Below are 11,165 nucleotides of genomic sequence, written 5' to 3'. Positions count from 1 at the left end.
TCGCCGGACGCCGCGCCTCGGACCGTCCCGCTCAGCACCCGTCCTGCTCAGCACCCGTGCCGCTCAGCACGCGTCCTGCTCGGTTCTGATCCGGCTCGGCGCCAGCCGTACCCCTCAGTACCAGCCGTGCGACTCCGAGTGCGCCCACGCCCCGCACGGCGAGCCGTACCGCCCGTGGATGTAGGAGACGCCCCACCGGACCTGCGTCATCGGGTTCGTCTGCCAGTCCGCGCCGGCCGACGCCATCTTGGTGGCGGGCAGCGCCTGCGGGATCCCGAACGCGCCCGACGACCGGTTCGTCGCCGCCGGGTTCCAGCCGGACTCGCGCTGCCAGAGCGCCTCGAGACAGCCGAACTGGTCCGCCCCGACCAGCGACGCCGCGTACTGCTTGACCTCGCCGACGGGCGTGCGCGACGGGAGGACCGGCGTCGACCCGGCCGAACCCCGACGGGCCGCCTTGTCGCGCGCCGCCTTCGCGACGGCGGCCTCGTGCTCCGCCTGCGCGGCGGCCGCGGCGGCGGCCTCCGCGGCGAGCCGCTCGGCCTCGGCCTTCTCGGCGGCGATGCGGTCGACCTCCGCGCGGATGGCGGGTGCGAGCCATGACGCCTCGGCGTCGGGAGCCGTCCACGACGCGTCGGCGGGGGCGGTCACGGCGTCGGCGACGGGCGCGAGCCGCGCGGCGGACAGCACGTCGTGCGGCGGCTCGGCGCCCACCGCGGGCCCGCGTGAGCTCGCGCTCGCGCTGGTGAGGACCGCGACTGTCACGATGCCGACGCTCACGAGCGGTGCGACGGCGCGCGACCGGCACCACGCGGGTAGGCGGCGCGGCGCGGGCTCGGCGCGGTGCCGATGGCGCTTCGGTGACGCGGTCATGGCGGGCGGGCTCCTCACGTCGGGCAGCGGGTGCCCGGTCCGTGGTCGTCGGACGCACTCACCAGATCGGCACGTCGCGCGCCGCACATGAGCACCCGCCGTGAGGTTGACGCGACCTCGGCGCCCCGGGGACCCCGGGGGTGTGCGCCGCCGTCAGGGGACGTTCGCCCCGCCGTTGACGTTGATGACCTCGCCCACGACGAAGCTCGACTCCGGCGACGCGAGGAAGACGTAGGCGGGTGCCTGCTCGACGGGCTGGCTGGTCCGGCCCAGCCACGACGACTCGCCGAACCCGTCCAGCTTCTCGGCCGGCTGCCCGTCGCTGACCTGCAACGGCGTCCAGACGGGACCGGGCGCGACGGCGTTGACGCGGATGCCGCGCGGCGCCAGGTCGGCCGCGAGCGCCTTGGTGAAGCCGATGATCGCGAACTTCGTCGACGCGTAGTTGATGATCATCGGCGACGGGTTGTAGCCCTGCACCGACGTGCTGTTGATGATCGTGGCGCCCGGCGGCAGGTGCGGCAGCGCGTCGCGCGTGATCCAGAACATCGCGTACAGGTTGGTCTGGATCGTGCGGTCCAGGTCCGCCTCGTCGAGCTCGTCGAACGACGGGTGGTAGACCTGGTGGGCCGCGTTGTTCACGAGGATGTCGAGCCCGCCGAGCCCGGCCACCGCGTCGGCGACCATCGTGCGGCAGAACTCGCGGTCGCGGATGTCGCCCGGCAGCAGCACGCACGTCCGTCCCTCCGCCCGCACGACCTCCGCGATCGCCTCGGCGTCGACCTGCTCCTCGGGCAGGTAGCTCAGCGCGACGTCGGCGCCCTCGCGGGCGAACGCGATCGCGACGGCCGCGCCGATGCCCGAGTCGCCGCCCGTGATGAGCGCCTTGCGTCCCGGCAGACGGCCCGTGCCGCGGTACGTCGTCTCGCCGTGGTCGGCCTGGGGGTCGAGCTCGGCGTCGAGGCCGGGGAGCGGCTGCCACGACGCGTGCGGCTTGATGTGCGCGTGGCGCTCGACGGGGTTGTCGAACGTGAGCTGGTCGGACGACATCGTCTTCTCCTTCACGGGTGCGGGACCCCGGCGGCGGGGGCGGCGGTGGTCCTGGCGTTCGACCCTAACGGCTTCGACATCGTTATCGGACCGGGCCGTCCGGCCGCGGCTCGGGCCCGCGGCACCCCCGTCGTGCGACTGCACCCGACCGGACCTACCGTGGCCGGGCGGCGCACGCGCGACGCTTCCCACGACGGAGGAGCACGGCATGACGCACGACGACGACACCGCCCGGGTCGACGACGACATCGCCAAGGTCACGGAGCTCATCCGCGACTCCAAGGTCTCGATGCTCACGACGGTCGCCGCGGACGGCCGCCTGGTGAGCCGCCCGATGGGGATCCAGGAGGCCGAGTTCAGCGGCGACCTGTGGTTCTTCGCCGACGCGGACAGCCACAAGGTCGACGAGATCGCGCACGGCAGCCCGGTGAACGCCGCGTTCGTCGGCGGCACGTCGTGGGTCTCGGTGTCCGGGACCGCGGAGGTAGTCCGTGACGTCGCGAAGGCCCGTGAGCTGTGGAACCCCGTCGCCGAGGCGTGGTTCCCCGACGGTCCCGAGACCCCCGGGCTCGTGCTGCTGGTCGTGCACGGCGAGACGGCCGAGTACTGGGACGCGCCCGGCAACAAGCTGACGACCGCCCTCAGCCTCGTGAAGTCGAAGCTCACCGGCGAGCGCTACGACGGCGGCGAGAACGAGACCGTCCACCTCTGAGCCGACCGAGGGGCGTGTCCGGATCGTGGCGGTCCGGGTGCGGTGCCGGCGGATCGACCACACTCGCCCCGGCGCGTCGACGACGGGCCGGGGCGAGAGGGGGGGCGGTGCGGGTCTTCCTCGTGCGCCACGGCGAGACGGACTGGAACCGCGAGCGGCGCCTCCAGGGCCGCACCGACATCCCGCTCAACGCGACCGGTCTCGCGCAGGCAGAGGCCGCCGCGCGCCTCCTGACGGGGGTCGACGCCGTCGTCTCGTCCCCGCTCGCGCGCGCCCGCCGGACCGGTGAGATCGTCGCCCGCGTGCTGCACCTGCCCGCTCCCGCCCTCGACGAGCGCCTCGTCGAGCGGTGCTACGGCGCCAAGGAGGGCCTGACGCCCGCCGAGGTCGCACGCACCTTCCCCCCGGGTCAGCCCGTGCCCGGTCTCGAGCCCGTCGAGGACTTGCGGGCTCGGGCCCTCGCCGCGCTCGACGACCTCAGCCATCAGGTCCCGGCCGACGCGTCGGTCGCCGTGACCACGCACGGTGCCGTCATCCGCGCGGTCGTCACCGGGGTCGCCCCGGGCGTCGCGGACACGCTCGACGTGCCGATCCACAACGGGTCGGTCCACGTCTTCGACTGGGACGCCCGCACGGACCTGCGCGGGCTCGTCGAGTTCGGCCTCGTGACGGTCTGACGGTCTGACGGTCCGACCGTCAGCCCGCCTCGCGCGCCAGCCCGGCCACGGTCTCGGCGAGGACGTCGTGGAACGTGGGGAAGGTCTTCTTCACGCAGGCCGGGTCGTCGAGCGTGATCCCGGGCGTCCGCAGGCCGGTGATGCTGAAGGCCATCGCGATGCGGTGGTCGCGGAACGTCTCGACCTGACCCGCCGTCGGCGTGCCCGGGTGGACTCGGATCCAGTCGGGGCCGGTCTCCACCTCGATCCCGAGCCGCGCGAGGTTCTGCGCGCACGCCTCGAGCCGGTCGCACTCCTTCACGCGCGTGTTCGCCACGTCGACGATGGTCGTCGGGCCGTCCGCGAACGGCGCGATCGCCGCGAGCGTGGGCATCGTGTCGGAGATGTCGCGCATGTTGACGGTCACGCCGCGCAGGCGGCCGCCCACGACGGTCGTCGACGACGCCGTCTGGCGCACCTCGGCACCCATCTGCTCGAGCACCCGGACGAAGCCCAGGTCCCCCTGCAGCGCGTCCGGCCCCAGCCCGGGGACGGTCACGGTGCGGCCCAGCACCGCCGCGGCCGCGAAGAAGTAGCTCGCCGAGGACGCGTCCGGCTCCACCGCGTACGTGTGCGCGCGGTACGTCGCCGGCGGGACCGCGTACGACGCGCCGTCGACGGCGACGTCGACCCCGAACGCCCGCATCATCGCGAGCGTGATCCCCACGTAGGGGACCGACACGAGGTCCTCGACCTCGATCGTCAGGCCGTCGCGGAACAGGGGCGCGACGAGCAGCAGCGCGGTGAGGAACTGCGACGACGTCCCGGCGTCCAGCCGGATCCGGCCGCCGTCGACCCCGTCCGCCACGACGTCGAACGGGTGGTGGTCCGGCTCCCCGCGGAAGGTCAGACCGACGCCGAGCGAACGCAGCGCGTGCGTCAGCGGCGCCATCGGCCGGCGTCGCATCTGGTCCGACGCGTCGAACGCGAACGTGCCGTGCCCCGTCGCCGCGAGCGCCGGCAGGAACCGCGCGGTCGTCGCACCGTCACGGCAGAACACCTCGGCGGTCGGCACGGCGGGACCCGCGGGCCGCCCGTCGACCGTCCACTCGCGCCCCGCGTCGGCGACCGTATAGCCCAGCGCGCGCAGGCCGAGGACGAACGCCTCGGTGTCGTCGGACCGCAACGGGTCGACGAGCGTGGTGCGGCCGTCCGCCGCCGCGGCGAGCAGGAGCGCGCGCGCGGTCACGGACTTCGAACCGGGGACGGTGACGACGGCCATGGGCCGCGACTGTAGCCACCGGGCACAGCGGCGGCGGCCGTCGACCGGAGTGCGGACCGGACGTCCGACGACGCGGCCACCGGCCGGCCGGCCGGCTGTCAGACCAGGGCGTCGAGCGCCGCCGGGGCGTCCTGCTCCACGACGACACGGACGAGCGCCGCCGCGACCCGCGCGCGCTCGAGGGCCGTGCGCGGGTCCGGCCCGACGGCGCGCACCGACGCGACACGGTCGCTCGACTCCGCGAGCGGCCGGACGTCGGCTCCCGTGGCCCGGAGCACGTCGACCGCGACCACCCCGTCGGCCGCCCGTGCCGCGTCGAGGCCGCGGAGCTCGACGAGCCGGCCGGCGACCCGGGCCGGGACGAACCAGATCGCGGACGCCGCGCCGCGCGGGTCTGTGACCGGGGCGGACTCAGGCCCGAGCCGCAGGACGGACCGCGCCGCCTCGCGCTCGGGGACGACGCCCGTCGTGTCCTCGACCAGACGCGGGATGTCGTCGCCGCCGAGCCGCAGGTGCGTCTCGATGATCCGCGCGCCCCGTGCCGTCAGCACCAGCTCGGTGTGCGTGGCGCCCTCCGTCACCCCGAGCGCGGTCACCGCCGCGACGGCCGCCCGGGCGAGCGCGTCCCGGTCGTCCGGCGCGACCGGCGCGGGCGCGACGTGGCCGAGCTCGACGAACGACGCGGGGTCCGAGTACTTGCGGACCACGCCGAGCACCCGGTGCTCACCGCCGTGGCCCACCATGTCCACCGAGAACTGCGGCCCGACCAGGTACTCCTCGACGACCACGGGGGCGTCGACCGCGTCAGGTCGACCGCCCGTCGCCGCGAGGAACGCGCGCGCGGCGTCGGCGGGCCGCTCGACGAGCGTGACACCGCGGCTGCCCACGCCGTCCCCCGGCTTGACGATGCACGGCGTCCCGACCGAGGCCACCACGTCCTGGGCCTGATCGACGCGCGTGACCGCCCCCCTCCGGACGTCGTCGAGGCCCGCGGCGGCGAGCACCGCGCGCGTGCGGGTCTTGTCGTGCACGTCCCGCACCGTCGACGGCGCGTGCGACCGGGCGCCGAGCGCCTCCCCCACGGCCGCCGCGACGTCCTGGAGCCACTCCCCGAACGCCGCGACCACGTCGACGGGCGCGGCGTTGTGCACCCCGCGCGCCAGCTCCACCCACTCGTCGACCGGGGCCCCGGCCGTGACGCCCACGAGCCGGCTGACCTGGGCGAGGTCGCGCACACGCGGCACCGCCGCGATCTCGCAGAGCACGGACACGGTCGTCGACGGGTCGAGCGCGCGCAGCGTCGCGGGCATGTGCCGGCCGTGGCCGAGGATCAGGACGTGCACGTCGTCTCCTGGACGTCGGGGCGGGGCCGGGCGGCCGCACGCAGGACGAGGGCGGCACCGGCGAACGCGACGGCGAGCGCCGCCCACCCCGCCGTGCCGGCGATGAGGAGCGCGGAGGTCACCGCGCCGGGCCCGAGCGCCTTCTGTGCGCTGACGCCGACGTTGAACGCGGCGACGTAGCGCGCGCGGCCCCCCTCCGGGACGAGCACGAAGGACAGCTCCCACCCGGCGACGGCCTGCAGGTTCTCCGCGATGCTGAGGGCGACGACGGCCACCGCGAGCAGCCCGACGGCGAGCGCCTCCGGTGTACCGGTGGTGACGAACGCCATCGCGGCGCACGCGCCCACGAGCAGCACCGCCGCGGGCAGGACGAGCGACGCGACGGGACGGCCGCGCGCCAGCGCCCGCGCGATCACCGCCTGCGCCGCGACCGTCAGGACGGCGTTGAGGACGAGCGTCAGGGGCACGAGGCTCAGCTCGAGGTCGGTGCGTTCGACGAGCCACAGCGGGATGCCGATGAACAGCAGCGCGTCGTGCAGGGACAGCACCGCGTTGCCGACGGTCAGCGCCACGTAGCGGCGGTCGCGCCACGGGCTGCGCACGCCAGGGCTCGCGTGCGGGGGTACCGACGACGCGGGTTCCGCGACGGGCGCCCCGGTGACGGTCGCGGCCCGCCGCAGCCGCAGCGCGACGCCGGCCAGCCCCAGGAACGACACGGCGTTGAGGACGAACGACGCCCGGACGGCCGTCGGGCCGAGCGCGAGGGTCGCGGCCGCCAGACCGAAGCCCACCGCCAGACCGACGTTGCGCACGCTGCGCACGCGGGCCATCGCCGTGACCCGGCGGTCGTCCGGAACGGCCTGCGCCACGAGCAGCTGGAACAGCGGCGACGCCGCCCGGTCGCTGCACACCCCGACGAGCAGCAGGGCGACGTAGGCCGGCGGGTCGTCCACGAGGACGAACCCGAGGTACGCCAGGCAGCGCACGACGCTCACGACCGCGTATGCGAGCGGCACGTCGACGCGGGCGACGGCGCGCGTCGACGCCGCCTGCACGAGCAGCGCGACCACACCCGCGACCGTCGCCGCCGTCGCCGCCTGGGCCGCGGTCACGACACCCGTCGAGACGAAGAACACGGTGGCCGACGCCGCGAAGACTCCCGTGCCCACCGAGTCCAGTCCGGCGGCGAGGACGAGCGGCCGGACCCGGCGGTCCGCGGCAGACGCGCGGTCGGCGTCGGCGGCCGCGAGGGCGGTCACCGGCCGACCTCGGTCGTGACCCGGGTGCGGGCGTGCACGAACGCCACCGTCGCGTCGAGCCTGCGCTCGAGCTCCGCGTCGTCGCGCCCGCCGACGAGGGCGAGGCCGAGGCGACGGCCCGAGGACAGCGCCCCGTCGGGGACGGTGTCGCCGACGCCGTACGGCAGGTGCACCGCGCGGACGCCGGGGAGCGCCGCGACGTCGTCGTCCGCGGGCCGCGCGACGATCCGCCCGGGCGCCGCCGACAGGAAGGTGAACCCGTACGCGTCGGTCGAGACCGGTGCGGGACGGTCGACCGGCCGGCCCGAGGCGAGCCGAACGGCGACCTCCCGCAGGTCCGTGCCCCAGCGTGCCGCCACCGTGTGCGGGATGAACCCGCCGCCCGGCCGCGCGCCGCACTCGGAGAACACCGCGCCGCCGTCGGGCCGGACGAACAGCTCGAGGTGGAACACCGACCGGGTGAGCGCGAGCGCGGCGACCGCGCGCGCCGCGAGGTCGCGGGCCGCGGCGTGCGCGGGGTCGGTGTCGTCGACGAGCGTCGAGCGCAGCACCGCACCGTCACGGACCGCGAGCACGTTCGTGCCGTAGCGGGACACGGACGCCAGACGAAGCTCGCCGTCCTCGGTCCACCCGTCGACGTGGTGCTCGCGGCCCACGACGAGCTCCTCGACCAGCGCAGGGCCGCCGGCTGCGCGGTGCACGTCGCGCACGGCGGCGTGCAGCTCCGCGACGGTCCGCGCGACCGTCGTGCTGCCGGCGCCGACGCCGTCCACGGGCTTGACCACGACGGGCAGCCCGCCGCAGGCCTCCGCGGCCCGTTCCACCCCGGACGGGTCCGCGAGCTCCGCCGCCTCGACCGCGACCGCGCGCGCGACGGGCAGGCCGGCGGCGCGGACCACCTGCTTCTGGACCGCCTTGTCCCGGCACGCCACCGCCTCCGCCGGCCGCAGGCCGGGCAGGTCGAGCGCCGCGCGCAGGAAGGCGGCCGGGAGCACGGCGCGCTCGCTGAGCGCTGCCACGCCCGCGAGGCTCCGGCGGGGCCGCCGTCGCCTCAGAGCGGCGAGCACGGCCGCCGGGTCGCCGGGCGCGTCGACGACGAGCAGGTCGGCGGGATGCTCACCGGGACCGCAGGCACGGCCCGCGTCGTCCGGGCCGACGACGACGAGTGCGGGGACGCCTGCCCGTGCGAGCACCTGTCCGAGCCCGGGCTTCCAGCCGAGGACGAGGACCTCGCCCGTCACGACGCCCTCCCGGCGGCGAACCAGGACGCGAGGTCCCGGAGGCGGTCCCCGAGCGCACCCGGGTCGGCCTCCCGCGCGACCAGCCAGCCGGCGGCCACGTCGGAGCCGCTGCGCGGGTCCCGGCTCGGCGCGCCCGCGACGTCCGCCCACACCACCCCCCCGAGGGCCAGGGCGTCCTGCGTCGAGAACAGCTCGCGTGCGTCCGGTCCCGGGACGAGCCGCAGCTGGCCGACGGCCTCGTCCGCCGGTGCGACGCCTGTCGCAGCCGGGGCACCCAGCGCCGCGTCGACCCACGCGACGTGCAGGTCCACCCCCGTCGACTCGCGGAAGGCGCGCGCGATCCCGCCCCCGCCCGCCCGCCCGGCGCACTCGCCGAAGACCAGCCCGTCGGGCGTCTCGAACGCCTCGAGGTGGAAGATGCCGTCGGCGTGCCCGATCGCGCGGAGCACCGCCGTCGTCAGCTGCTCGGCGTCGCGGTAGAGGCCGGGTGCGCGGTGCGGCGGCTGGATGACGCTGCCGACCGCACCCCCGTCGCCGACGCGGATGAGGTTGTCGAGGTAGCGCGACACCGTCAGCAGCGTGACGGCGCCGTCCCGGACCACGCCGTCGACGTGCAGCTCGCGCCCGTCGACGTACGACTCCACCAGCACGGGCGGAGCCGCACGGGTGAGCGCCGCCGCGCGCTCGAGCGCCGCCTCGTCGTCCGCCCGGAGCACGAACGTGTCGTGCGAGCCGCCCCCCGACACCGGCTTGACCACGACGGGTGCGGAGAGGTCGAGCGACCGCAGGTCGTCCGCGTCGTGCAGCAGCCGGGTGTCGGCCGTGGGCACCCCGGCCGCCGACACGGCGCGCTTCTGCGCCACCTTGTCGCGCAGGCGGACGGCCGTCTCGACGGGCATCCCGGACGCACCGGCCGCACGGGCGAGGACCGCGGCGGTGACGAGCGGGAACTCCTTGGCGGAGAGCACGTGCGTGCGGTCGTCCCACGCCACGCCGTCCCGCACCAGCGCCGACACGACCGCGGCGGCGTCGGCGGGCGCGCCGCACCGGACGACCCTCACGCCGGGCAGCGCCACGTCCCGCGCGGGCTCGACGACGCAGGTGACGTCGGCGCCGCGCGCCACGAGCTCGCGCAGCACGGGCTCCTTCCAGCCCAGGAGCAGGACGCGCGCGCTCATGCGAGGCTCCCGGCGCCGCACACGACGACGACGAGGTCGTTCACGTTCGTCCCGGTCGCGCCGGTCGTCAGCAGGTCTCCCGCTGTGCGCAGGACGGCCGTCGACGCGTGGTCCGCGAGCGCGGCGTCGACGTCGTGCCCGCCCTGGGACGCGCGGTCCACCGTGCCCGCGTCGACGAGCGCGCCTGCGTGCTCGGTCGGGCCGTCGAAACCGTCGGAGTCCACGAAAGCGGCGACGACGTCGGCGCCCACCGGCAACGCCCGCGCGAACGCGAGCGCGGCCTCCTGGTTGGGACCACCGGTGCCCGCGGTCATCGTGACCCCGCCGAGCGAGACGGTCGTCTCGCCCCCGGCAGCCAGCAGCACCACGGGCCGCCCGCTCGCCGCGGCGGCGCGCGCGTGGTCCGCGGCGGCCGTCGCGAGCCGTGCCCCGACCTGCGTCGCCTCGCCCTCGAGCGGGTCGAGCGTGACGGGCTCGAGGCCGAGCTCGTGCGCTCGGCGGACCATCGCGCGCAGCGCGTCCTCGCCCGACGTGACGGTGACCGTCGTGAGGTCGGTGGCGGACAGGTCGGGCGGCTCGGGCGCCGCCGCGAGGTGCCGGCGCACGGACGGGTCGACCGCGTCCCACAGCCCCAGGCGGTCCAGCACGTGCCGTGCGACGGCGGGCCCGTCAGGATCCGGGTAGGTCGGGTCCGTGAGGTAGGCCGGGTCGTCCCCGACGACGTCCGACACCGTGAGGTTGACCCAGGTCGCCGCGGCACCCGCCGCGAGCAGGCGCCCGCCCTTGATCGCGGACACCGACTTGCGCACCGCGTTCACGTCCTGGATGCGCGCCCCCGACGCGAGCAGGAGCCGGTGCAGGTGCTGCTTCGCGGCGGCGGTCACGCCCGGCGGCGGGGCGCTGACGAGCGCGGAGCTCCCGCCGGTGAACGCTCCGAGCACCAGGTCCCGGCGGCCGACGGTCGCCGCGAGCGCCAGCAGGGCGCGCGCCGCGGTCTCGCTCGCGCCCGACGGCACCGGGTGGTCGGCGACCACGGTGCGCACGCGGCGCAGCCCGACGTGCGCGTCGGCGGGGCGCAGGACGACGAGCCCGTCGGTCACGGCGTCGCCGAGGACGTCCTCGATGCCCGCGACCAGCCGCGCGGTCGCCTTGCCGGCGCCCACGACGAGCACCCGGTCGCACCGGGCCAGGTCCAGCCGGCGTCCGCCGACGGTGAGCACGTGGCCGTCGAGCCGCAGGTGGCGGGCCGTCGCCGCGCGCGGGTCGGCCGCGTCGAGCCCTGCCGCGACGAGCGAGCGGACCGCCGTGCGCGAGTCCAGCACCCGTCCGACGGCACCCTCGAGGGTCGTCGTCATGGTGGCCTCCACCCCCTGTCCGGTCGGCCGGCTGAGGACCATAGCCGAGCCCGACAAGGCCGTCCAAAGGCGTCCAGACCGGTGTGGACCACCGAAAAGTTCGCCTGATGGCCGTGCTACGTTCCTCCGCCGTCGCCCGCGGCAACCCTTGGTCGGGGCTGTCCCGCGGCGACACCGGTGGAGTGCCGAGGGGGCCGCCACCCTGCCACGAGGGGG

10 protein-coding genes are annotated in these 11,165 nt (G+C 76.2%); 2 read left to right on the top strand and 8 right to left on the bottom strand.

Features of this window, described 5'->3' with window-relative positions; all coding sequences use genetic code 11:
• Positions 1 to 114: 114 nt before the first annotated feature.
• Positions 115 to 765: a transglycosylase SLT domain-containing protein gene (locus GXP71_RS20190; RefSeq protein ID WP_238402469.1), complete on the bottom strand. Its 651-nt coding sequence runs from the start codon at positions 763 to 765 to the stop codon at positions 115 to 117.
• A 261-nt stretch (positions 766 to 1,026) separates the two neighbouring features.
• The gene (locus GXP71_RS16845) at positions 1,027 to 1,923 is read right to left on the bottom strand and encodes an SDR family oxidoreductase (protein WP_162353592.1); all 897 of its coding nucleotides are present in this window, start codon (positions 1,921 to 1,923) and stop codon (positions 1,027 to 1,029) included.
• 208 nt (positions 1,924 to 2,131) lie between these two features.
• Between GXP71_RS16845 and GXP71_RS16840 the strand changes: the two genes are divergently transcribed.
• The gene (locus GXP71_RS16840; RefSeq protein WP_162353591.1) at positions 2,132 to 2,635 is read left to right on the top strand and encodes a pyridoxamine 5'-phosphate oxidase family protein; all 504 of its coding nucleotides are present in this window, start codon (positions 2,132 to 2,134) and stop codon (positions 2,633 to 2,635) included.
• A gap of 107 nt (positions 2,636 to 2,742) precedes the next feature.
• Positions 2,743 to 3,312: a histidine phosphatase family protein gene (locus tag GXP71_RS16835; RefSeq protein ID WP_162353590.1), complete on the top strand. Its 570-nt coding sequence runs from the start codon at positions 2,743 to 2,745 to the stop codon at positions 3,310 to 3,312.
• Positions 3,313 to 3,331: 19 nt separating this feature from the next.
• On the opposite strand, the gene aroA is transcribed toward GXP71_RS16835, so the two are convergent.
• From aroA to GXP71_RS16805, 6 genes are all read right to left on the bottom strand, one after another.
• Positions 3,332 to 4,573 (bottom strand): 3-phosphoshikimate 1-carboxyvinyltransferase, encoded by a 1,242-nt coding sequence (gene aroA / locus GXP71_RS16830; protein ID WP_162353589.1) that lies wholly within the window; start codon positions 4,571 to 4,573, stop codon positions 3,332 to 3,334.
• A 98-nt stretch (positions 4,574 to 4,671) separates the two neighbouring features.
• Positions 4,672 to 5,916, bottom strand: coding sequence for an ATP-grasp domain-containing protein (locus GXP71_RS16825; RefSeq protein WP_162353588.1), 1,245 nt, complete (start codon positions 5,914 to 5,916; stop codon positions 4,672 to 4,674).
• Positions 5,904 to 7,175 carry an MFS transporter gene (locus GXP71_RS16820; protein WP_162353587.1) on the bottom strand — a complete coding sequence of 424 codons (1,272 nt, stop codon included), beginning with the start codon at positions 7,173 to 7,175 and terminating at the stop codon, positions 5,904 to 5,906. Before GXP71_RS16820 ends, GXP71_RS16825 begins: the two co-directional genes overlap by 13 nt.
• Entirely contained in the window at positions 7,172 to 8,416 is a 1,245-nt protein-coding gene (locus GXP71_RS16815; protein WP_162353586.1) for an ATP-grasp domain-containing protein, read from the bottom strand. Before GXP71_RS16815 ends, GXP71_RS16820 begins: the two co-directional genes overlap by 4 nt.
• A complete protein-coding gene (locus tag GXP71_RS16810) occupies positions 8,413 to 9,594 on the bottom strand; it encodes an acetyl-CoA carboxylase biotin carboxylase subunit family protein (protein ID WP_162353585.1) in 1,182 nt (393 codons plus the stop codon). The genes GXP71_RS16815 and GXP71_RS16810 overlap by 4 nt, the downstream gene beginning before the upstream one ends.
• Positions 9,591 to 10,949: a glycerate kinase gene (locus GXP71_RS16805; protein ID WP_162353584.1), complete on the bottom strand. Its 1,359-nt coding sequence runs from the start codon at positions 10,947 to 10,949 to the stop codon at positions 9,591 to 9,593. The genes GXP71_RS16810 and GXP71_RS16805 overlap by 4 nt, the downstream gene beginning before the upstream one ends.
• Between the last annotated feature and the right edge of the window lie 216 nt (positions 10,950 to 11,165).

Source organism: Cellulomonas sp. H30R-01 (genome assembly GCF_010119915.1).
GTDB classification, from domain to species: domain Bacteria; phylum Actinomycetota; class Actinomycetes; order Actinomycetales; family Cellulomonadaceae; genus Cellulomonas; species Cellulomonas algicola.
Note: the sequence above shows the minus strand (reverse complement) of the source record. Positions and strands in the feature narration are given on the sequence as shown.

Bases quoted from the DNA above. Each gene is read 5' to 3' on its own strand.
- aroA (WP_162353589.1), bottom strand. From the start codon at position 4,573: ATGGCCGTCGTCACCGTCCCCGGTTCGAAGTCCGTGACCGCGCGCGCG.
- GXP71_RS16805 (WP_162353584.1), bottom strand. From the start codon at position 10,949: ATGACGACGACCCTCGAGGGTGCCGTCGGACGGGTGCTGGACTCGCGC.
- GXP71_RS16845 (WP_162353592.1), bottom strand. From the start codon at position 1,923: ATGTCGTCCGACCAGCTCACGTTCGACAACCCCGTCGAGCGCCACGCG.
- GXP71_RS16840 (WP_162353591.1), top strand. From the start codon at position 2,132: ATGACGCACGACGACGACACCGCCCGGGTCGACGACGACATCGCCAAG.
- GXP71_RS16810 (WP_162353585.1), bottom strand. From the start codon at position 9,594: ATGAGCGCGCGCGTCCTGCTCCTGGGCTGGAAGGAGCCCGTGCTGCGC.